The sequence below is a fragment of the Pseudomonas sp. 313 genome (assembly GCF_000316965.1).
In the GTDB taxonomy this organism is placed as follows: Bacteria; Pseudomonadota; Gammaproteobacteria; order Pseudomonadales; family Pseudomonadaceae; genus Chryseomonas; species Chryseomonas benzopyrenica.
Window position 1 is genome coordinate 1 of sequence record NZ_ANBZ01000075.1, and the last position, 22,117, is coordinate 22,117.

Genomic DNA, 22,117 nt, shown 5'->3' on the forward strand with positions numbered 1-22,117 from the left:
GCTGCGTAATCTACACCCATCAGCCGCGCAGGATGCGCAGCCCTGAGGTCACGGACGAAGACCAGGCCAGGATGGCGCCTGACAGGACGTTGGGATGGTCGCAACAAAGAACCCGCTTCGGCGGGTTTTTTGTTGGGCGTCATTCCTGGCTGGGCGGCGAGACGGGGCCGGACTCGGCGGCGATGCGGTTGCGGCCAGCGCCCTTGGCCGCATAGAGCGCTCGATCAGCGCCTTCGGTGAGGGTGTAGGCATCCATCCCGGCCCTGTGGGTAGCCAGACCGACGCTCAGGGTGATGGGGCGCCGCGACCAGGCATGGTTGGCGACCGCAGCGCGGCAGCGCTCGGCCACCAGATGGGCCGCGGTGAGATCGGCACCCGGTAGCAGGATGGCGAATTCCTCGCCGCCGTAGCGGAAGCAGGCGTCGTTGTCGCGACAGCTCTGCAGCAGCAACTGGCCAACGGTCTGCAAGGCGCTATCACCCGCCTGGTGACCATAGGCATCGTTGTAGGCCTTGAAGTGATCCACGTCGATCAACAGCATGGACAGCGGCGTGCGCTGCTCCTCGGCGCGCAGCAGGTGCTCCGCCAGGCGCAGGTCGAAGGCGCGTCGATTGAACAGGCCGGTCAGGGCATCGGTGACGCTGCGCTGCTCGGCGGCCTGCATCATGCCCAGCAACTGGCGCTGCGAAGCCTCCAGCATGTGCTGCTGCTCTATGTGCTCGGTGACATCCACCGACAATCCGGCCAGGGCGATGCCCTGCCGGGTGACCAGGGGAAACTTGTAGGACTGCCAGAAGATGCGCCTACCGTCGTGGACAGTCATGCGCTCGACGAGTCGACTCGGCTTGAGTTCGTTCATCACCTGCTCGTCGACCTGGCGAAAGCGTGGCGCCGCCTCTGGCCAGATGCTGAAGTCGTCCTGGCCGAGGACCTCCTCGCGGGTCAGCTCCAGTTGCTGCAGGAAGGGTTCGTTGACATAGGCATAGCGCCAGTCGCGGTCCTTGATATAGGCGATGAAGGGCCCGTTGTTCATGAAGGCGGAAAAGTTGATGTCCAGCTCTTCCAGCTGGCGCAGGGTGTCGCGCTGCTGCAGCAGCCTCGTGACCTGCCGGGCCAGGCGTTGCAGATTTTCCACCTGGACAGCCTCGAAGCGGCGGACGCGATCGTCCATCACGCAGAGAGTGCCGAGGGCGATCCCGCGCCCATCGAGCAGGGGAATGCCCAGGTAGGCACGCATCCGTTCCAGGCCGGGGGCCGATCTGAGGTGCGCGACCCGTGGATCCTCTTGCAGGTCTTCCACCAGAAAGGGCTGACGAGGGGTGCGGATCGCCAAGTGGCAGAGAGAGGCGTCGACCGGCATCTCGCTCATCGTCACGCCCTGGCAGGCCTTGAACCAGAGTCGGTGCCGATCGGCCAGGGTGATGAAGGCCACAGGCGCCCGGGTCAGCTGGCAGGCCAGCGCGACGATGTCCTCGTAGGCGGCTTCGGCTCCGCTATCGAGAATCTGCAATTCGCTCAAGGCGTGGAGACGCTGGACGTCATCGGGGAGAGTCATGCGGGCTCGCGAAGGCGGGTCTCTGGCTAGTGTGGTGTTTCAGAAGTTAACTGCACAATGTTGGCGGTGCTTTTGCTCCTTGGACGGCGTTGCCACGCCTAGCCATAGCCCTGCCATGACTCGTCGCGGCGCCTTGCCCAAGAACAAAAATCACTCGCCATTTCTTGCGCGAACTTCTTAAACACCGCACTAGAGCATAGTATCCAGGGCGGCCGAGGAAAACTGCCGCCTTGTTGCAGTCTGCCACGGTGCCGGCCGGGGCCGGCACCGTGGCGTGCTCGGGCTAGCGCCGGGGTTGCAGCAGCAGTGCCACCAGGGCACTCCAACCGGTCTGGTGCGAGGCCCCGAGTCCACGGCCGTTTTCGCCATGGAAGTACTCGTGGAACAGCACCAGATCGCGACTGCGCGGATCGTTCTGCAATTGCGGATAGTCGACCATGCTCGGGCGCTTGCCGTCGGCGTCCTTGAGGAACAGCCGGGTCAGGCGCTGGCTGAGGCCGTCGGCGACCTCTTCCAGATTGGCCAGGTAACCGGAACCGCTGGGGTATTCCACCGAGAAGCTGTCGGCGTAGTAGCGATGGAATTCGTGCAGCGACTCGATGAGCATGTAGTTGATCGGCATCCACAGCGGCCCGCGCCAGTTGGAGTTGCCGCCATAGAGGCGCGAATCCGATTCCGCCGGCTGGTAGCGGGCACTGAGCAGGTTGCCGTCGGCCTGGCGCATCTCGAAGGGCTGCTGCTCGTGAGCCTTGGACAGCGAGCGGATGCCGTATTCGGAGAGGAATTCCTGATCATCCAGCATGCGCTTGAGCAACAGCTTGGTGCGATGGCCGCGCAGCAACGAGAGCAGGAATCTATTGCCCTGGCCGGGTTCGGTCCAGCGCGAGACCAGTCGCGCGAGGTCCGGACGCTGGCGCAGGAAGCCGCGTAGCCGTCCGCCCAGGCCGGGCAGGCCTTCATGCTCGCGCTGTTCCAGCACCTGCACCGCGAACAGCGGGATGAGGCCGACGATGGACCTCAGGCGCAGCGGCTCGGCGCTGCCATCGGCCTTGTGCAGGACGTCATAGAAGAATTCGTCCTGTTCGTCCCAGAGGCCGTCTTCGCGATCGTCGCTGTGGTTGATGGCGCCGGCGATGTGCAGGAAGTGCTCGAAGAACTTGACCCCCAGATCGACGTACACCGGATTTTCCTTGGCCAGCTCCAGGGCGATGCGCATCAAGTCCAGGGCATAGGCGGCCATCCAGGCGGTACCGTCGGCCTGATCCAGGTGATAGCCCTCCGGCAGGGGCGCCGAGCGGTCGAAGAGGGCGATGTTGTCCAGGCCGAGGAAGCCGCCCTGGAAGATGTTGCGACCCTCGGTGTCCTTGCGGTTGATCCACCAGGAGAAGTTCAGCAGCAGCTTGTGGAAGACCCGTTCGAGAAAGACCCGATCGCCCACGCCGGTCAGGGACTTGTCCTGCAGGTAGACGTGCCAGGTGGCCCAGGCGTGCACCGGCGGATTGGCGTCCTCGAAATTCCACTCGTAGGCCGGCAACTGGCCGTTGGGGTGCATGAACCTGTCTTTCACCAGGAGCAGCAGCTGCTGCTTGGCGAAACCGGGATCGATCAGCGCATAGGCAACCGCCTGGAAGGCCAGGTCCCAGGAGGCGTACCAGGGGTACTCCCATTTATCCGGCATGGAGACGATGTCGAAGTTGAGCAGGTGGCGCCAGTGACCGTTGCGGATGCGCTGGCGCTGGGCGGGTGGCGTCGGCTGGGCCGGGTCGCCATCGAGCCAGCGGTTGACCTCGAAATAGTAGAGTTGCTTGGACCAGAGCAGGCCGGCCAGGGCCTGACGCTGCACCAGGCGCGCATCGGGCTCGGCGATCTTTTCCTGCAGGGCGGCATAGAAGGCATCGGCTTCGGCGATGCGCTCGGCAAAGACGGCGTCGGCATCCACCGACAGAGCGTTGGTGGGCGCCAGGCGCAGGTAGACCACGGTCTTGGCGCCACCCTCCAGCTCCACGGCAAAATGGGCGGCCGCCTTGCTGCCGAAGTCGCGGCGGATCGCCTCGCGGGCACCGCGCACCACGTAGTCGTTGATGCCGTCCTTGAAGGGGCCTTCGGCCGGCTCGCCGGTAAGACGGGGCAGGTTGGTTTCGTTGTTGCAGAACAGCCACTCGACTTCGCGGGGGCCCCAGGCGCTCACCACCAGGTCGGGTCGGTCGAAATAGCTGGCGCGGACCTGGTCGCCTTCCAGGCTGAGCATGGAGCGCGGCGGGGTGCCGGTCCAGGCCCAGGTGTTGCGCGACCAGATCTGCGGCAGCACCCGCAGGCTGGCGCGCTCGGCCCCGCGGTTTTCCACGGTGACCCGCATGAGGATGTCGTCGGGGGTGTGCTTGGCGTATTCGACGGTGACGTCGAAATAGCGATCTTCGGCGAAGACGCCAGTGTCGAGGATCTCGTACTCGCGATCGTTCAGGCCACGCCGGGCGTTTTCCTCGGTGAGCTGGGCATAGGGAAAGGCGGCGTGGGGATACTTGTAGAGCATCTTCTGGTAGGCGTGACTCGGCACTCCGTCCAGGTAGAAGTACAGCTCCTTGACGTCTTCGCCATGGTTGCCCTCGGCGTTGGTCAGGCCGAACAGGCGTTCCTTGAGGAAGGGATCGCGCTCGTTCCACAGGGCGATGCCCAGGCACCATTGCTGAGCCTTGTCGCAGAAACCGGCGAGGCCGTCTTCGCCCCAGCGATAGGCACGGCTGCGCGCATGGTCATGGGGAAAGTAGCGCCAGGCGTCGCCATCGGCGCTGTAGTCTTCACGGACCGTGGCCCACTGGCGCTCGCTCAGGTAGGGCCCCCACTGCCGCCAGGCGGCGGCATCGGTATCAGCCAGGCGCTGGCCTTCTCGGGTATGCAGGATGCCCGGGGCGGGATGTGCCGTCATCGTGTCTCCAGATTCAGGTAACGGTTAAGGCTCGAGGATAGATCAGCATTGTGGCGTGCAATGAGCTGCCTCGGCGTATCGCTGCTGTTTTAGTGCCTGTCTGGCGGGAAAAAATTCACGCCGTTGCGGTTTTTGTCACAGGGCCTGGCTGGGCGCAAGGGCTCTATCACGGTCAATGCAGGGGCGAAAAAAAGCCCCACGCCGGATCGGGGTGGGGCCTTTGCTTATCGCGGTGAGCCCGCTGCTTGCACAGCGGGCCTGACGGCGATTTACAGCGCCATGTCGTTGGCGGCCTTGTCGGCGCGCGGAGCGCTGACGGTGGCCTTGGCGTTCTGGCTGCCGGTGGCGACCGGCGGGGTGGCCAGTTGCAGCACTTCGGCGGTGTAGTTCCACTCCTGCTGCACGCGCTCGGGATCGCCGTTGAGCTTGGTGCCGTAGCTGGGCACGATCTGGTGCAGCTTGGCTTGCCACTCCGGGGTCGCGACCTTGTCCTTGAACACCTTCTCCAGCACGCTCAACATGATGGGCGCGGCGGTCGAGGCACCTGGGGAGGCGCCCAGCAGGCCGGCGAGGCTGCCGTCCTTGGCCGCGACGATCTCGGTGCCCAGCTTCAGCACGCCACCCTTGTCGGCGTCGCGCTTGATGATCTGCACGCGCTGACCGGCTTGCCACAGGCGCCAATCTTCCTTCTTGGCGTTGGGGAAGTACTCGCGCAGGGCGGCCATGCGGTCGTCATCCGACAGCATCAGCTGACCGGCGAGGTATTCCACCAGCGGGTATTCGGCCACGCCCACGCGCACCATCGGCCAGGCGTTGTGGGTGTTGGTGCTGGTCAGCAGGTCCAGGTAGGAGCCCTGCTTGAGGAACTTGGTGGAGAAGGTGGCGAAGGGCCCGAACAGGATCACGCGCTTGCCATCGAGCATGCGGGTGTCCAAGTGCGGAACCGACATCGGCGGTGCGCCCACTGAGGCCTTGCCATAGGCCTTGGCCAGGTGCTGCTGGGCGATCTCGGGATTGTCGGTGACCAGGAAGGAGCCACCCACCGGGAAGCCGGCGTAGTCGTTGGCCTCGGGGATGCCCGACTTCTGCAACAGGTGCAGGGCACCGCCGCCGGCGCCGATGAAGACGAACTTGGCGTCGGTCTCGGTCTTCTTGCCGTCCTTGAGATTCTTGTACTCCACGCGCCAGCTGCCGTCGGCATTGCGGGTGATGTTCTCGACTTCGCTGGACAGGTTCAGCTTGAAGTTCGGCTTGGACTGCAGGTTGGCGGCGAACTGGCGGGTGATCTCGCCGAAGTTGACGTCGGTGCCCAGCGGACTCCAGGTAGCGGCGATCTTCTGCTTAGGATCGCGGCCTTCCATCATCAGCGGAACCCACTGCTTGATCTGCGCGGGATCTTCCGAGTACTGCATGCCGGAGAACAGCGGGCTGGCCTTCAACGCTTCGTAGCGCTTCTTCAGGAAGGCGATGTTCTCGTCACCCCAGACGAAGCTCATGTGCGGGGTGCTGTTGATGAAGCTCTTCGGATCCTTGAGGACGCCGTTCTTGACCTGCCAGGACCAGAATTGACGGGAGATCTGGAAGGCTTCGTTGATCTCGATGGCCTTGGCGATGGTGACCTTGCCGTCCTTGTCTTCCGGGGTGTAGTTCAGCTCGGCCAGGGCGGAGTGGCCGGTACCAGCGTTGTTCCAGCCGTTGGAGCTCTCGTCGGCGACCTTGTCCAGGCGCTCGACCATTTCCATGGTCCAGTTCGGTTCCAGCTCGTTCAGCCAGATGCCCAGGGTGGAGCTCATGATGCCGCCGCCGATCAGCAGGACGTCGACCTTCTTGATGTCTTCGGCCTGTGCGGTGCCCAGGGCGGAGGCGATAGCTACGCCGAGCAGCGCGCCAGTCATTTTCTTCAGCATATGGTCTCTCAATCGATAGAAGCGGGGTCTGCTTATCGAGTTTCGGTGCGGTGCGGCACCATGGCACATGGGTAGATGTGCAGTGGGCAAGGCAGAATGCAGCCGGAAACACGCAAGGGCAGGTTCTTGTCCCTCCACCGCCCCTCTCTTGTGCGTCACCGGAGGAGTCGGAGCAAAAACGCAACGCGCGGCCTTGGCAGCGGCTGACCGGAGACAGAGGTCTCGGGCGCGGCTACGTGCGCATGCGTTTTTGTTGCTGGACATTTTAATGAGAAGGGTCGGAGATGCCTAGCCCGTAATTCATAGGCTTTGCCTATTATCCTTTGGTCTAATCTCTTGCGACCTGGGTCAAAGTCCCGTCAGATGCCTCGGCGGGCGAACCGCAGCGGTGCCGGGGCCACTCCGCGAATAGCCGGCGGTACCGACGAAACCGGCCAGAAAGCCGCCGAAGGGTCGTCGTCCGTAGCGGTAAGCAAGGGGTGGAAAGATCGATCAGGTGCTGTACGAAAGGTCGACGAGCTAAGGTCAGACGAGGCCTAGGTCGGGCTGGCGATCCACGCCTTTTTCGACGAAACATCACCGCGCGGGCATTTTTCGTACAGCACCTAGCCGAAACGCCAGGCGAGAAAGCGACTCTGCTTCTGGCCCTGGGCCATGGCCACGACACGGATCTCGCTGGCTTGCTCGCGGTGCAGCGCCGCCTGTAGCAGCGGCAGGTTGCTGACCTTGGACACCAGACAGGTGAACCAGCCGACCTGCTTGGCGAAGGCGCGGCTCTCGCGAATCATCCGTTCGATAAAGGCTGCCTCGCCGCCGGGGCACCAGAGTTCGGCCGCCTGGCCGCCGAAGTTGAGCAGGGGAACCTGCTTGCCAGTGGTCTTGCCCAGGTTCTTCCATTTGCGCGTGCTGCCGCGCACGGCATCGTCGGGGCTGGCGTGGAAGGGCGGATTGCACAGGGTGGCGGCGTAGCGCTCCCCGGGTTGCAGGATGCCGGCGAAGATCGCCTGGGGATCCGGCTGGTGGCGCAATTCGATGGCGGCGGCGCAATCCGGATTGGCGGCCAGGGTGCGGCCGAAAGCGTCCAGGGCCGCTGGGGCGATGTCGCTGCCCACGAAGTGCCAGCCATACTCCTTGAAACCGATCAACGGGTAGACGCCATTGGCGCCGGTGCCTACGTCCAGCAGCCGCGTCGTCGCGCCACGGGGAATCCGGCCACCCGTGCCCTCGGCCAGCAGATCGGCCAGATGATGCAGGTAATCCGCCCGACCGGGAATCGGTGGGCAGAGGAAATCGGCGGGGATGTCCCAGTCCCGCACGCCGTGGTGCAGCGCCAGCAAGGCCCGATTGAGCGCCCGAACCGCCTGGGGATCGGTGAAATCGATGGACAGATTGCCCCGCGGCGTCGGTGCCACGAAGGGCCTGAGCGCTGGGCTCGTCCGCATCAGGGCCGGAAAGTCATAGCTGCCCTGGTGGCGATTGCGCGGATGCAGGGGCGCGGGGCGGCCAGGCAGGGGGCGGCGGGGCGAGGTCATGGCGGTGGACAGGGTCGAAAGGGGGCGGCGAGCCTAGCACAGCCGCCCCCTTGACTCACGCAAAGGGGCTCACGCTGGCGTCGGTGCATCTTCCGGCAATGCCCCGATCTCACGCAGATTGCGCCAGAAGGCAGCGGGGATAGGCGCCCGCAGCAGTTCAGCGTTCTGCCGGGCCCGCGCCGGGGTGCTGCTGCCAGGAATGGTGGCGGCCACGGTGGGATGGGCCAGGCAGAACTGCAGGGCCGCGGCGCGGATATCCAGCCCGTGATCCTGGCAGACGCCTTCGATCAATTCGACCTTGCGGCGCAACGCAGGCTCGGCTTCGGCATAGTTGTAGTGCTTGCCGCCGGCCAGCAAGCCGGAGTTGAAGGGCCCGCCCACCACGATGCCCACGCCGCGGCGTTCGCATTCGGGGAAGAGGGTGTCCAGGGCTTCGCGGTGGTCCAGCAGCGAATAGCGACCGGCCAGCAGGAAGGCGTCGGGATCGCTTTGCTCCAGCGCCAGCCGGCAGGGTTCCACCAGGTTGACGCCCAGGCCCCAGCCCAGGATCAGGCCTTCCTCGCGCATCTCGGTGAGGGCCTTGGCCGCCCCCTGCATGGCCTGGGCGAAGTAGTCGCGCCAGGCCGGACCGTGCTGGTCTTCCGAGAGATCGTGAATCCAGACCAGATCGAGGCGGTCGGTCTTGAGGCGTTCCAGGCTGGCTTCGATGGAGCGACGGGCACCCTCGGCGGAATAGTCGAGCACCCGCTTGAAGGGCAGTTCGTTGACGAACGGCGGAGCGTTTTCCGGCTGGTCAGCCGGCTCCAGCAGGCGACCGACCTTGCTGCAGAGCACGAAGTCATCGCGCGGTTTGTCGGCCAGCACCTCGGCGAAGCGGCGCTCGGACAGACCGGCGCCATAGTGCGGCGAGGTATCGTAGAGGCGGATGCCAGCATCCCAGGCGGCTTCGAGGGTCGCCCGGGCGTCGGCGTCGCCTACCTCGCGGAACATGTTGCCCAGAGGGGCGCCGCCGAAACCGAGGGAGGGGATGTCGATACGCATGAAAGGTCTCCGGGAGGGTGCGTGTCTGCATCCCGACCGGTACTCCCGAGTCCCGTTCCCCTAATCCGCCGGACGTAGCAGGGCCACCTCGGCAGCGGTGAGCGAGCGATAGGCGCCCTCCGCCAGCGCCGGATCCAGGGGCAGCGCGCCGATACGATCGCGGTGCAGGGCGATGACCTCGATGCCGAAGCGACCGAACATGCGCTTGACCTGGTGATAGCGGCCCTCGACCAGGGTCAGGTAGGCGCTGTGCTCATCCAGCAGCTCCAGCTGGGCGGGCTGGGTGGTGAGGTCTTCGTAGGCGAAATAGAGTCCTTCGGCGAAGGCGGTCACCAACTGCGGTGGGATGACCTCGGCGGTGGTGACCCGGTAGCGCTTGGTCTGCTTGTGGCGGGGATGACTGAGGCCTCGCGACCACTGGCCGTCGTTGGTGAGCAGCAGCAGGCCGGTGGTGTTGAAGTCCAGCCGGCCGGCCAGGTGCAGGTCGGCGCGCTGGTCCGCTGCCAGGCAGTCCAGCACCGTGGCATGGCGGGCGTCGACGGTGGCGCTCACGCAGCCACGTGGCTTGTGCAGCATCAGATAGCGACCGCCGGGACCGTCCTGCAGCAGGCGTTCGTCGGCCTCGATGCGATCGAAGGTGAACACCTCCTGCTCGGCCTGCTGGGTGGTGGCGCCATTGACCCGCACCCGGCCTTCGGCGAGCAGACGGCGGGCCAGTTGGCGACCCAGTTCGGGTCTGTTGCCCAGCCAACGGTCCAGGCGCATCAGCGGGATTCGCGCGCAATACCCGCCGCGCAGGCCGGGCACAGGCAGCGCTGGTTGCGCTCGTCCTCGGGCAGGCGCGTCAAGGCCGCTGGATCGACCGGCGTCTGCAGGCACCAGCAATCGTGGATCTCGCCACCGGTGGCGAGGGCGCAGCTATTGGCCTTGCCGCATAGCGGGCAGCGGGTGGGATCGCAGGGGATGGGTGATGCAGCCATGGTGATCTCGTCAGGCGAAGCGGGCGGCAGAGTACCGGAAATTGCGACCTGGATAACGTCTGCTGCCCCGGGTGTCTGCCCAATGTCACATCCGGGGTGCAGTCTGCCACCTGAAGGCTGTTCAGGGGGGCGGTGTAGGGGATAGACGACAGGCTGTCGTCCTTGACCGACCGACCCATCCGCTCACCTTGAGCTAGGCTTCTGCAGCTGTTTCCGTGGAGCCGCAGCCGAACCTGCAAGGGGGCGTGCGATCTCCAGCAGCCTCAGCGCTACCCGTCGGACCACCCGAGGACCCCATGACAATAAACGCCTTGCGCACCCTGATCCGTACCCTCATACCCGGAACCCTGCTGGTCAGCCAGCTGGCCCTGGCCACCGAAGCCGACGTCGGCCAGACCCTGGCCCGCCAGGCCGGCATTCCCTGGCCGGCGGTGATCGCCCATCGCGGCGCCTCCTTCGATGCGCCGGAATCCACCGCCCCGGCCTATCTGGTGGCACGAGAGCTGGGTGCCGACTACCTGGAGCTCGATCTGCAGCGCACCAAGGACGGCCAGCTCATCGCCCTGCACGACGACACCCTGGAACGCACCACCGATGTCGCCAAGCGCTTTCCCGAGCGCGCCAAGGCGCCGGTCAGCCAGTTCACCCTGGCCGAGCTCAAGTCGCTGGATGCCGGCAGCTGGTTCAACCAGGCCCATCCCGACCGCGCCCGAGCCAAGTTCGCCGGACTCAAGATCCTCACCCTCGACGAGGTCATCGACATCGCCGAGGGCGGGCGCAACAAGCCGGGCCTCTACATCGAGACCAAGCAGCCCAAGCTGTTCCCCGGCATCGAGCGCGATCTCAAGGCCAAGCTGACCCAGCGCGGCTGGCTCGGTCAGCCCAAGGCCGGTGCCACCGGTGTCGCCGCCATGCCCGGGCGGGTGATCCTGCAGACCTTCGAGAAAGGCAGCCTGGAGCTGCTGCAAAAGGAGATGCCCAATACGCCGAAGATCCTGCTGCTGTGGCTGGGCGACGACTATATCCCGGCCAAGCCCGGGCCGACCTATGCCGAGTCGGGGGAGGCCAGCAAGGCGGCCTACTACGCCAAGCAGCAGGTACGTTCCGAGGGTGACTTCACCGCCTGGGTCGAATGGGCCAAGGCCCATGGCGCCATCGGCATCGGTCCGTCGGCGGCACTGGAGGAGGGTGGCGACCAGAGCTACGCGGACCTGGTGAAGCCCTGGATGAACGACGTGGCCCACGAGCGCGGCCTGCTGGTGCACGCCTATACCGTGGATTCGGCGGTGGACTTCGCTCGCCTGGCGCCGCGTGGTGTGGATGGCTTCTTCACCAACCGCAGCGCCGAACTGCTGAAGTTCTATGAGCGGCCGGCCAAGCAGGCACCTGGCGCCCTGCTCAAGCAGTTGGGTTATTGAGGCCCGGCGGGGAGGCCTGGCGGTCTCCCCGTCATCACTGGAAGTTCAGCATGTCCCGCCATGCCTTCAACGGCGCCAAGCTGGCACTGCTCTGCGCTGACCAGATCCTGGTCTATCAGCGCGACGACAAGCCCGACATTCCCTGGCCTGGCCTCTGGGATCTGCCCGGGGGCGGTCGCGAAGACGGCGAGACCCCGGAGCGTTGTGCCTTGCGCGAGCTGGACGAGGAATTCGGCCTGGTACTGGATGAAGCTCGGCTGACCTGGGGTCGCTGTTATCCACCGCGCCAGCCCGGCTATCTCCCCAGCTGGCTGTTCGCCGGAGAACTGCACCCGGCCGAGATCGCTGCCATTCGCTTTGGCGACGAAGGGCAGCACTGGCAACTGATGAGTCTCGCCGACTTCCTCGCCCATCCTCAGGGTATACCCCATCTGCAGGAGCGACTGCGGGACTACCTGAGCGAACAGGACGAGCGCTGACCGACGTCTCTTAATCCCGGCTGAATGAACGCGCGATAAGCAAGCGTGAGCAGCAGGCGCAGCTTAGACTTTCTCCAGGCTCATCCGGGCCGTCCTGGAGATCTCTCATGCGCCATCTTCTCTTGGCGTCGCTCTGTGCCCTGACCTTCACCGGCTGCACCGTCTACGACACGTCCCCACGCTATTACAGCCGTCCGGCGCCGCCCGCGGCGGTCTTCTACGGCACGCCGGCCTATCCGCCGCCCGTGGTCATCGTGCGACCCTATGGCCACGGCTACTACTATCGGCCGGCTCCTCCACCGCCGCCCCACTGGGGGCCAGGCCCGGGGTGGGGACCGCCGGGCTGGGGGCCGCGTCCGGGTTATGGTCCGCCCGGCTGGGGCCCGCGCTATGGTCCGCGCTGGTAGCGGGTTTGACAGGGGCAGCCAGCTTTCCTAGGGTGCTGCCCTTGTCTTGACCAGGAAGCCCCGAATCGTGGACGACGATCGCATCAAGCTCGACCCCCAATGGAAAGCCGCGCTGCGCGACGAATTCGAGCAGCCCTACATGCGTCAGCTGAGCGAATTCCTCAGGCGCGAAAAGGCGGCGGGCAAGGTCATCTATCCGCCCGGCCCGCTGATCTTCAATGCTCTCAATACCACCCCTTTGGATCAGGTCCGGGTGGTCATCCTCGGGCAGGATCCCTATCACGGGCCGGGCCAGGCCCACGGCCTGAGCTTTTCGGTGCAGCCTGGCGTGCCGGCACCACCGTCGTTGCAGAACATCTTCAAGGAACTCAAGCGCGACCTGAACCTGCCCATTCCCAATCACGGCTATCTGCAGCACTGGGCCGAGCAGGGCGTCCTGCTGCTCAACACCTCGCTGACCGTGGAGCAGGCCAACGCCGGTTCCCACGCCAAGGCCGGCTGGCAGCGCTTCACCGACCGTATCATCGAGGTGGTCAGCGCCGAGCGCGAGAATCTGGTGTTCCTGCTCTGGGGCAGCCATGCCCAGAGCAAGCAGACGCTCATCGACCCTCAGAAGCACCTGATCCTCAAGTCGGCGCATCCCTCGCCGCTGTCGGCCCACCGCGGCTTCATCGGCAACGGCCATTTCGGCCGCACCAACGAATTCCTGCGCAACGCCGGCCTCACCCCCATCGACTGGGCGCTGCCGCCACTGTCCTAGAGCGGTTCAGGCGTTTACACCTTGTAATCCTCCGGCGCTTGTTGACTGACCGGTCATCCGGGACAGTCGAGGCACGTCCCACACCGGAGAGAGCCCATGACCGAAAACAACAACAAGGTCGCGCCCACCCCCTCGGCGGCCGATCCGTCGCAACCGCCCCGCGGTACCCTGGCGCGCTGGAAACTGGTGGGCCCGGGCATCGTGGTCGCGGTGACCGGGGTCGGCGCCGGCGATCTGGTCGCCACCCTCATCGCCGGCTCGCGCTTCGGCTATGCCCTGCTCTGGGCCGCGGTGGTGGGCTGCATCGTCAAGATCGCCCTGGCCGAAGGCTCCGCGCGCTACCACCTGGCCACCGGCTCGACCATGCTCGAAGGCTGGCGCTCCCTGGGCATCTGGACCTACTGGTACTTCGGCATATACATCGTGCTCTGGGGCTTCGTCTATGGCGGCACCGCCATGAGCGCCACGGCCTTGCCGCTGGCCGCGCTGTTCCCGGACGTGCTGCCGTTCTGGGCCTGGGGCGCCCTGTCGGGCATCGCCGGCGCGGTCTTCGTGCTGCTCAATCGCTATGCGGTGTTCGAGGCGGCGATGAAGTTCTTCATCGGCGTGATGTTCGTGGTGGTGGTGGGGCTGGCCATCCTGGTCATGCCCAACCTCGGCCATGCCGTCACCGGCCTGGTGCCGACCATCCCCGAAGGCTCGGCGATCTACACCCTGGGCCTCATCGGCGGCGTCGGTGGCACCATCACCATGGCCGCCTATGGCTACTGGGTGAACGCCAAGGGTTGGCGGACTCCGGCCTGGATGGGCGTGATGCGCCTGGACAATCAGGTGGCCTACACCGCCACCGGCATCTTCGTCATCGCCATGCTCATCGTCGGCGCCGAGTTGCTCTATACCGCGCAGATCACCCTTTCCAGCGGCGATCGCGGCCTGCTCGACCTGGACGAGGTGCTGGAGCAGCGCTTCGGCCCGGTGGTCTCCACCGTCTTCCTGATCGGCTTCGCGGCGACCACCTTCTCCTCGATCCTGGGGGTGTGGCACGGCGTGTCCCTGCTGTTCGCCGACTTCGTCCGCCAGGCCACCGGTGGCACCGGCGACCGGGGTGATCTGGAGAAGACCCCGGCCTTCCGTTTCTATGTGCTCTGGCTGACCTTCCCGCCGATGGTGTTGCTGCTGCTCGGCCGCCCCTTTGGCCTGATCATCGCCTACGGGGCCTTTGGCGCCTTCTTCATGCCGTTCCTGGCCCTGACGCTGATCTGGCTGCTCAACTCCAAGCGGGTGCCCAAGGAATGGCGTTCGGGCTGGCTGTCCAACGGCCTGCTGGGGCTGGCCGCGGCGCTGTTCATCGTGCTCAGCCTGAACGAGATAGCCCGGTTGTTCTAGGGCTGCGCTGCTAGCAGGCCGACCCGGCTGGCGCGCTGGTCGGGACAGGCTGCTGGTGGCACCTCAGGCACCAGACCACCCCCACGATCAGCAGGCCGATGGCCAGGGCTTCCAGCAGCGTCGGTAACCGCCACTGCCAGAGAAAGCCGTAGAGCAGCGAAGACAGCGTTTCGATGACGATGGCCTGGCCGCTCAGGGTCAGCGGCAGGCGGCGACTGGCCTGGTTCCAGCAGAAGCCACCGACCACCGAGGCGAGCAGCGCCACGCCGGCGGCTACCACCAGCGGCTGCACCCAGTCCTGGGGTGCCCGTACCAGCAGTTCCGGCCCCAGCAGGAAGGGCGCGGCCAGCAGCGCCTGGAGGCCGGTCACTCCGCCCAGCAGCAGGGCCCAGTCGTGGCTGCCGATGGCAGTCACGGTCAGGTGACGGGTATTGGCTACCGCGAACCAACTCCAGGCCAGCAGGGCGCCGCAGGCGCAGAGCAAACCCAGGGCCGGTTGGGCGCCCAGGGCCGTGACGGTCAGCGCCTCGTAGCTGATCAGCCCCACCCCGAGCAGGGCACAGGCCATTGATGGCCATAGGCGATCGACACCCACGGCCCCGGTGTCAGCGCGCGCGGCCAGGGCTACCAGCAGCGGAATCAGGCCGACGATCAGGGTGGTCGCGGCGATGCCGGCCTGCTGCACCCCGGCGCCTACCAGGGCGTAGTAGCCCAGGTTGCCGATCAGGCTCAGCCAGAACAGCCGTCTCCCATCGCTACGGGTGAGTTGTGCGCGCAGCCTGTGCCAGCGTGGCAGGAGCAACACCAGCGAGACCCCGCCGTAACAGAGAAAGCGCAGCACGGCGAACTGGGCGCCGCCGAGATCGGGCACCAGCGCCGGGGCGAGAAAGATCACGCCCCAGCACAGGCCTGCCGCGACCCCATAGCCAATTCCCGTTGCCGATACCCGTCGTTCGCTCATGTCACTCGCCTTCGCTGTTTCGGCAGCAGTCTGGCGATAGCCTGAGGGGTGGGTCTTGCGCGAGGCTCCGGCGTTTTTTACCCAGGCGTGCGCTGGCTGCGCCGCCAGGCGGCGGGGCTGATGCCCTGGCGACGGGTCATGGCCCTGGTGAGGGCGGCCTGATCGGAAAAGCCGACGCGCAGGGCGATCTCGACGATGGGCAGGCGGCTGTCTCCCAGCCAGCGCTGGGCCTGGCGCAGCCGCAGATCGGTCAGCCAGGCCTGGGGTGTCTGGCCGAAGCGCTCGTGGAAAAGCAGGTGCAGGCGACTCAGGCCGACCCCGGCCAGATTGGCCATGGCCGCATTGGTCCAGTCACCCGCCGGCTGGGCCTCTACCCGTGCCAGCAAGAGCTCGAAGGCCGAGGCCGGGACTGTGATGGTAAGGGAGTGCAGGAGCAGGCGTATGAGTTCGCTGGCGTGCTGGGTGAGGGCTGCCGCTGGAGTCAGTTCGGCAAAGGTGATCAACTGCCGTGCCGCCGGTGGAATCGGCAGGCCGGGTTGGCGCAGCGCCTGATCCAGCGTCCGGGCCGGTAGCCAGTCGGTTGCGCAGTCGATCACCAGGAAGCGGCTGTCCGGCGCGGACAGCTGCGCATGACCGCAGTCAGGCGCTACCAGGGCCGCGAGACCGGTATGCAGTCGCGTCTCGCCTCGACCTTCCAGCTCCAGCTGCATCCCGCCCTGAATGGGCAGCACCAACTGGGCGAAGGCATGGGCATGGGGCCGATGTTCGCCCTCATAGCTCTTGATGGCGAGGCGTGGCGTCACGAGTCACCTTGGGAGAAGGGTAAGAGCCAGGATCTTCGCACGGAACCCAGAACGAGGCGTAGCAGGGGAGTCAGGTATATCGCCTCGCGACCGCGATGGACGCCAGGATGAGGGCGGCGCCGAGAAGCATGCCCATCGTCGGTCGTTCGTCCAGCCAGAGAAAGGCGGCGACCAGGCCGAATACCGGAATGAGGGCGAGATAGAGACCGGCGCTGGCGGCGCTCAGGTGGCGCAAGCCCAGGAGGTAGAGCCAAAAGGGCAGGGCGTATTGTAGAACCCCGGACAGCGCCGCCTCGGCGATCACTGCCTTGTCCAGGGCATCCCAGCGGGGGGTGGCGAACCCCGCGGCGACGATGACCCCTTGCAGCGTCAGAATGAACAACAGTCCAGCGCCTTGTTGCACCAAGGCCAGGCTGGCGGGTGGATAGAGATTTGCCAAGCGCGACGAAGCGATGACGTAGCCGGCGGCGAACAGCGTCCCCAGCACGATCAGCAGATCGCCCCGGAGCGAGGTTGCCGAATTCCCGGTCTCGCTACCGCAAAGGCCGATCAGCGACAAACCGATCACGGTGCTCAGCAGACAAGCGAGCAGGCGTCGCCGAGGACGTTGCCCCAGTAGTAGCCAGCCCAGCAGGACGATGAACATGGGTTCGGCCGAACCTATCACCGCGGCATGGCCGGCGCTGGTCAGGGAGAGACCGGCGAGCCCTATCCCATAAGCCAGCCCTGGTTCGAGCACGCCTGGCCAGGCGGTACGCAGCAAGAGCGGCCACGATGCCGGCCGGCGGCTCTCGCGCGATGCGAGAATAGCCAGAAAGAGCAGACTGGCTAGCAATTGGATCGGCAGCAGGGTCGCGGCGGGCACCTGTTCCAGCAGGTCGCGGCTGGCGACGGTGGCCAGGCCCCAGCAGGCTGCCGAACCTATCATGGCTAGCGTCGCCAGACTGCGGTCGCGCTTGAAGGGGATCGCTTGGGTGGCTGTCATTTAAGCTAGGCTCGCATTCTGAGAAGTCATGGGGATGAAGCTAATGAATAGTGACGTGTTTTTAAATGTATGCAGAACACATATATTAGAGCCATGAACGAAGCGCAACTGGAAAATCTCTTGGGGGCCTGCGCTCTGGCCGTGACCGATGCCCAGACCCAGGCTTTACAGCAGGCGAGTGGCGTCAGCAGCGCCGGCTGTACCGTGCTCAATGCCCTGGCTCAGTATCCCGGCCTGACGATCCGTGAGCTGGCAGCCATTGCCGGTCTCAGCCATTCGGTCATGGTGCGCACGCTCGATGCCCTGGTCGGTGCGGGCCTGGTCAGTCGCCAACCTGGGCAGGATCGCCGTGAAGTCCAGGCCAGCCTGACTTCGGCGGGCGAGGTACAACGTGAGCGGCTGATCGCGGCGCGAACGGCGGTATTGACGCGGGCACTGGATGCCGTACCCCAGACCCAGCGGGACGCCTTGCAGCAGGCCTTGGCAGCCATACTGGCCGCGCTGACGACCGGCGCGCAGCAGGCCGATCATCTCTGCCGCTTCTGCGATGAGTCTGCCTGTGGCTCGAGTTGTCCGGTAGCAGCCGAGGTCGAGCACTTGGCTGCCAGAGAAGCCTAGTCGGCGTTACGGCAAGCGCGTGTTCGAAGGCTGCCGCGCGTCAGCCAAGGGTTATTAGGTCTGCGCTACCGGCCATTCTTGCGCCAGCACCGCGTAGACGTACTCGTCCCCCCACATTCCGGCGAAGCGGTCGTTCTCGACGAAGTGGGCTTCCCGGCGCAAGCCCAGGCGTTCCACCACGCCTATCGAGCCCTGATTGAGCACGTCCAGGCGAGCGAAAATGCGGTGCAGGCCTAGCTCCGCGAAACCGAAGGTGAGTAATCGCGCAACGGCCTCGGTGGCGTAGCCCTGGCCTGCCTGTTCAGGATCGAAGATGTAGCCGACCTCAGCTTGCCGTGCGTCCACGCTTGCCAGCTTGAGCAACACCTCGCCCAAGACCCTGTCATCAGCCTTCCTCACGACGGCCAACCTTAACTCGTCGCCCGTCGTCTCGAAGCGGGGCTGCTGCAGATCGCGGAAACGCTCGACGAGCGCCGCTGAGGTAGGGGGTTCGCTATAAAGATACCGGTAGACACCCGGCTTGCTGTGGTAGGACGCATAGGTCTCAAGGTCAGACGGTTGGAAAGGCCTGATCGAAAGTCGGGGTGTCGTGAGCGTTAGTTGGGCAAAGTCCAAGAGCGGGTTCCTGAGCGATCATGGAACCCGGACCTTGCCTTTTATCGCTATCGCTTAACCAGTCAGCGGACAGCTGCTGTTACGAAATGGACATCCAGAGTGGCTGGACCTCAACGCACCGGCTGCAACGGCAACTCCACCTCGCCACCGCTGTTCAGGTCCACCACTACCGGCTCCTGGGTCAGGTACAGTGGGCGACCGCCCAGCAGGATGCGGCCGCTGAGCAGGTAGCGCTCGCCGTTCTTGACCTTGGCTGGGGCGTAGTCGAGGCGGAAGGGCACCTGGCCCTGCTGCTTGACGAACAGGGTGCGCTGGGCCAGCCGACCGGCAGGGGTGTCGCCGGCGCTGGCGCTGTAGAGGCTGACGGTGAGCTTGGCGGTAGGCGGCACTGGCTCGTTGGCGGTAAAGGTGGCCTGACCGCTGAGACTGGTCATGCTTGGCTGGGTGGGTACGCCAGGGGTGGTGGTCTGCGGCTGCTCGGTGGGCGGCAACGGCTGGCCGCTCGGCGGCGGTGGTGTCGCGGGGCCGGGGCGCAGCCCGCTACAGGCGCTGAGCAGCAGCGAGGTGGCGAGCAGGGCGGCGATTCTTTTCATGGCTAGATCCTGGACTGAAATCGACTGCTGTGACCCACGGACGCCGGCTTAGTTGCCGGCGACAACGGGTGTTTCCGGATCCGGCAGGTCCGGGGCATCGGGGCGGTCCAGGGCCACCTGGCGGATCGACAGGCGAATCTCCGCCGGCAACACCCGCTTGCCGGCACCCTCGGCCAACTCGCCGAGCAATTCATGGTGGCCCAGGGTGCCGTCGTCGGCCTTGCGCAACACCCCCTCGGCCAGCAACGTCTGGATGAAATGGCGGAACAGCGACTTGTCGAAGAATTCCGGCGCATTGAGGCCGTGCAGCACCGACAGCCGCTGGGCCATCACCGTGCAGAGTTCTTCCAGCTGCGGAGCGGTCAGGCTGTTCTGGCCGTGGTTGAGGATCAGCGCGGTGGTCATGTAGTAGCGCTGCAGGGTCTGCAGGACGGCCCGCGCCAGCAGGGTGAGGCGGACGAATTGCCGCGAGCTGGGCGCGGCGCGCACGAAGACGTCGTCCTCGATACGCAGCAGGCCGCGCTCCACCATGGCTTCCAGCCAGCCGTCCAGCACCAGGGGCAGCTCCTCGCGCTCCCAGTGGATGAACAATTCGGCCTGCAGATAGGGATAGAGCGCCAGGGCGAATCTATGGATCAGCTCACGGGTCATGCGCCCGGTGTTCTGGAAGAAGCTGGCGATCAGTGCCGGGATGGCGAAGAGGTGCAGGACGTTGTTGCGGTAGTAGGTCATCAGCACCGCGTTCTGCTCGTCCAGGTAGAGGATGCGCCCCAGGGCGTCCTGCTGCTCGGAGAGGAAACCCAGGGCGCGCACCTCCTCGATGATCGCCTGGCCGTCGCCCTCGGGCAGGGTGACGCTGGTGGAGTAGGGCACCCGCTTCAGCAGATCCAGATAGAGGTCGATGGCGCGTACCAGGGCGCCTTCGTCGAGGGCCTGGCGATGGGTCGAGAGCAGCGCCAGGGCCACCAGGTTGACCGGGGTGACGGCCGCCGCGGCGTTGATGCGGCGTACCACCCGCTCGCCCAATTCGTGGGTGACCGAATTGAACCAGGCGGGCTTCAGGTCTTCGTCGAGGGGTTCGTCGCGCCAGCCCGGACGGCGGGCATCGAGAAAGCCCTGCAGCGGAATGGGTTCGCCGAAGTTGACCCAGACCCGGCCGAAGCGCTGGCGCAGGGCGCCAAACACCTTGACCAGGTCGAAGATGGATTCCTCTTTTTCGCCGCGCCGCGCAATTCACCCAGGTAGGTGCGGCCCTCGAAGACCTTCTCGTAGCCGATGTACACCGGCACGAAGACGATGGGCCGCCGGGAGTCGCGCAGGAAGCTACGCAGGGTCATGGCCAGCATGCCGGTGCGCGGCTGCAGGGTGCGTCCGGTACGCGAACGGCCGCCCTCGACGAAGTATTCGGTGGAGAAGCCGCGGCTGAACAGACTGTGCAGGTATTCGTTGAACACCGCGGCATAGAGGGCGTTGCCCTTGAAGCTGCGCCTCATGAAGAAGGCCCCGCCACGGCGCAGGATATTGCCCACCACCGGCATGTCCAGGTTGATGCCGGCGGCGATGTGCGGCGGCGTCAGGCCGTTCTGGAACAGCAGGTAGGACAGCAGCAGGTAGTCGATGTGGCTGCGATGGCAGGGCACGTAGACCACGGTGTGACCGGGCGCCATCTCCTGGATCCGCTCGATGTGGCTGACCGTGACGCCATCGTAGATGCTGTTCCAGAACCAGCGTAGACCCACGTCCAGGCAGCGCACCACCGGATAGGAGAAGTCCGAGGCGATCTCCCGCGCATAGTGCGCCGCCTCGTCTTCGATGCGCCCGGGGGTGGCCTTGCGCTGGACGATTTCGTGGGCGATGGTCGCCCGTACCTGGGGCGCCCGCAGCAGGCCGCGCAGCAGGGTGCGTCGGTGCGACAGGTCCGGGCCGATCACCGCCTGGCGCACGTTGCGGAAGTGGATGCGCAACCGCCGCATCACCAGACGTTCCAGGCGCTGTGGATCGGGGCGCTGGCTGGCCAGTTCGCCCAGCGACAGCGGCTTGGAGAACTGCACCCGGGTCAGCCGGCCCAGCACCAGGATGCGCGCCAGCTTGCGCAGCCGTCCGGTCACCACCCAGTTGTCCGCCCAGAGCAGCTTCCAGGGACTGGTCTCGCGATCCGGCGACTGGCCCCAGAAGACGCTGACCGGTACCAGCTGGACGTCTTCCAGCTGCTGCTCGGTCACTGCGGTCACCACCCGGCGCAGGGTAGGAGGTACCGAGCGCCGGGCGGGGCGCCCGCGCCAGTTCGCCTTGCCGGTGGCGTTGAAGTAGGCCAGTGGTTCGGTCTTGCTCCCCAGCACCAGCGGGCGTAGCGGTCGTGGCAGGCCGGCCTTGCGGCATTCCCGGTCGAGCACCGCCAGATCGCTCAGCGAGGCCTCGGGCAGTACGTAGAGCACTGGTTTGGTGGGATCGATGCGGCTGAGCAGGCTGGCCGCCTGGGTGGTCTCGGAGCGAACCCAGAGATAGAGCAGGCGCTTGAGCAGCGAAAAGGCCAGCAGACGCAGCGGCGAACGGGTCATGGAGGGCTACCGGGTGGACGGGGCGGCAGTGTGCCGGATGGCCTGGCGGGCGTAAAATCACCCGTGTTGTTCTGACTTCGACCCGGCAGTCGGCGCCTTGTCCCCAGCGTCGAAAAAATGCCATTCAAATCGTCGACAATCCGGCGCTGGCGTGGCTTCCAGCCGTGATGGCACTGTGCGTAAAGAACGTTGCTTTTGCCGGAAAAGCCCTGCTTCATAAGGTTTCGGCAACGTGTTGCCGATGGTCGGATACGGGCCAGCCTGGTGACCGGTCCGATGCGCGATCCGTACCGATACAACAAAGCGACCCGGTCGCCCAGGCTGTGGCGAGCGGGGATAGGAAATCCAGAAAAGCTTCGGAGAGATGTGATGGGTGAGCAACGCGAAACCGGGACCGTCAAGTGGTTCAATGACGCCAAGGGATATGGATTCATTCAACGCGAGGGCGGCGCCGACGTGTTCGTTCACTACCGCGCCATTCGTGGTGAAGGCCACCGCTCCCTGGTCGAAGGCCAGCAGGTGGAGTTCTCGGTGATCGAAGGCCAGAAGGGTCTGCAGGCCGAAGACGTCGCCCGGCTGTAAGAGCCTATTCAAAG

At 65.6% G+C, this 22,117-nt stretch carries 19 protein-coding genes and 1 pseudogene; 7 read left to right on the forward strand and 13 right to left on the reverse strand.

Going from position 1 to position 22,117, the window contains the following annotated elements; genetic code table 11:
- Positions 1-139 precede the first annotated feature (139 nt).
- The 7 genes from C722_RS0117280 to C722_RS0117310 all read right to left on the reverse strand — a co-directional run bounded on the left by C722_RS0117280 (position 140) and on the right by C722_RS0117310 (position 9,938).
- On the reverse strand, positions 140-1,555 hold the full coding sequence (locus C722_RS0117280; protein WP_017641718.1) for a diguanylate cyclase: 1,416 nt from the start codon (positions 1,553-1,555) through the stop codon (positions 140-142).
- A 283-nt stretch (positions 1,556-1,838) separates the two neighbouring features.
- Positions 1,839-4,478 (reverse strand): glucosidase, encoded by a 2,640-nt coding sequence (locus C722_RS0117285; RefSeq protein WP_017641719.1) that lies wholly within the window; start codon positions 4,476-4,478, stop codon positions 1,839-1,841.
- Between the two features lie 269 nt (positions 4,479-4,747).
- Positions 4,748-6,385: a malate dehydrogenase (quinone) gene (gene mqo / locus C722_RS0117290; RefSeq protein WP_017641720.1), complete on the reverse strand. Its 1,638-nt coding sequence runs from the start codon at positions 6,383-6,385 to the stop codon at positions 4,748-4,750.
- A gap of 605 nt (positions 6,386-6,990) precedes the next feature.
- A complete protein-coding gene (gene rlmF, locus C722_RS0117295) occupies positions 6,991-7,917 on the reverse strand; it encodes a 23S rRNA (adenine(1618)-N(6))-methyltransferase RlmF (protein ID WP_017641721.1) in 927 nt (308 codons plus the stop codon).
- A gap of 69 nt (positions 7,918-7,986) precedes the next feature.
- Positions 7,987-8,958, reverse strand: a complete 972-nt coding sequence (locus C722_RS0117300; protein WP_017641722.1) for an aldo/keto reductase — start codon at positions 8,956-8,958, stop codon at positions 7,987-7,989.
- Between the two features lie 60 nt (positions 8,959-9,018).
- A complete protein-coding gene (locus C722_RS0117305) occupies positions 9,019-9,723 on the reverse strand; it encodes a pseudouridine synthase (protein ID WP_017641723.1) in 705 nt (234 codons plus the stop codon).
- A complete protein-coding gene (locus C722_RS0117310) occupies positions 9,723-9,938 on the reverse strand; it encodes a cysteine-rich CWC family protein (protein ID WP_017641724.1) in 216 nt (71 codons plus the stop codon). The genes C722_RS0117305 and C722_RS0117310 overlap by 1 nt, the downstream gene beginning before the upstream one ends.
- A gap of 296 nt (positions 9,939-10,234) precedes the next feature.
- Here C722_RS0117310 and C722_RS0117315 point away from each other — a divergent pair, with 296 nt between their 5' ends.
- The 5 genes from C722_RS0117315 (at position 10,235) to C722_RS0117335 (ending at position 14,388) form a co-directional block, all read left to right on the forward strand.
- Positions 10,235-11,356 carry a glycerophosphodiester phosphodiesterase gene (locus C722_RS0117315; protein WP_037064265.1) on the forward strand — a complete coding sequence of 374 codons (1,122 nt, stop codon included), beginning with the start codon at positions 10,235-10,237 and terminating at the stop codon, positions 11,354-11,356.
- 50 nt (positions 11,357-11,406) lie between these two features.
- Entirely contained in the window at positions 11,407-11,835 is a 429-nt protein-coding gene (locus C722_RS0117320; protein WP_017641726.1) for an NUDIX hydrolase, read from the forward strand.
- Between the two features lie 107 nt (positions 11,836-11,942).
- On the forward strand, positions 11,943-12,242 hold the full coding sequence (locus C722_RS0117325) for a hypothetical protein (protein ID WP_017641727.1): 300 nt from the start codon (positions 11,943-11,945) through the stop codon (positions 12,240-12,242).
- A 64-nt stretch (positions 12,243-12,306) separates the two neighbouring features.
- Positions 12,307-13,002, forward strand: coding sequence for a uracil-DNA glycosylase (ung, locus tag C722_RS0117330; RefSeq protein ID WP_081594600.1), 696 nt, complete (start codon positions 12,307-12,309; stop codon positions 13,000-13,002).
- A gap of 96 nt (positions 13,003-13,098) precedes the next feature.
- Positions 13,099-14,388: an Nramp family divalent metal transporter gene (locus C722_RS0117335; protein ID WP_017641729.1), complete on the forward strand. Its 1,290-nt coding sequence runs from the start codon at positions 13,099-13,101 to the stop codon at positions 14,386-14,388.
- Between the two features lie 10 nt (positions 14,389-14,398).
- Here C722_RS0117335 and C722_RS0117340 read toward each other — a convergent pair whose 3' ends face one another.
- The 3 genes from C722_RS0117340 to C722_RS0117350 form a co-directional block, all read right to left on the reverse strand.
- Complete coding sequence (locus C722_RS0117340; RefSeq protein ID WP_026083917.1) at positions 14,399-15,349, reverse strand: DMT family transporter; 951 nt, start codon at positions 15,347-15,349, stop codon at positions 14,399-14,401.
- Positions 15,350-15,426: 77 nt separating this feature from the next.
- Entirely contained in the window at positions 15,427-16,152 is a 726-nt protein-coding gene (locus C722_RS0117345; protein WP_017641731.1) for an AraC family transcriptional regulator, read from the reverse strand.
- A gap of 70 nt (positions 16,153-16,222) precedes the next feature.
- Entirely contained in the window at positions 16,223-17,137 is a 915-nt protein-coding gene (locus C722_RS0117350; protein ID WP_017641732.1) for a DMT family transporter, read from the reverse strand.
- Between the two features lie 93 nt (positions 17,138-17,230).
- On the opposite strand from C722_RS0117350, the gene C722_RS0117355 reads away from it, so the two are divergent.
- Positions 17,231-17,755 carry a MarR family winged helix-turn-helix transcriptional regulator gene (locus C722_RS0117355; RefSeq protein ID WP_017641733.1) on the forward strand — a complete coding sequence of 175 codons (525 nt, stop codon included), beginning with the start codon at positions 17,231-17,233 and terminating at the stop codon, positions 17,753-17,755.
- 54 nt (positions 17,756-17,809) lie between these two features.
- On the opposite strand, the gene C722_RS0117360 is transcribed toward C722_RS0117355, so the two are convergent.
- From C722_RS0117360 to plsB, 3 genes and pseudogenes are all read right to left on the reverse strand, one after another.
- On the reverse strand, positions 17,810-18,370 hold the full coding sequence (locus tag C722_RS0117360; RefSeq protein ID WP_017641734.1) for a GNAT family N-acetyltransferase: 561 nt from the start codon (positions 18,368-18,370) through the stop codon (positions 17,810-17,812).
- Between the two features lie 110 nt (positions 18,371-18,480).
- On the reverse strand, positions 18,481-18,963 hold the full coding sequence (locus C722_RS0117365; RefSeq protein ID WP_017641735.1) for a YbaY family lipoprotein: 483 nt from the start codon (positions 18,961-18,963) through the stop codon (positions 18,481-18,483).
- Positions 18,964-19,011: 48 nt separating this feature from the next.
- Positions 19,012-21,521, reverse strand: a pseudogene (gene plsB, locus C722_RS25105) (glycerol-3-phosphate 1-O-acyltransferase PlsB).
- 369 nt (positions 21,522-21,890) lie between these two features.
- Here plsB and C722_RS0117375 point away from each other — a divergent pair.
- Positions 21,891-22,103, forward strand: a complete 213-nt coding sequence (locus C722_RS0117375) for a cold-shock protein (protein WP_017641736.1) — start codon at positions 21,891-21,893, stop codon at positions 22,101-22,103.
- Positions 22,104-22,117 lie beyond the last annotated feature (14 nt).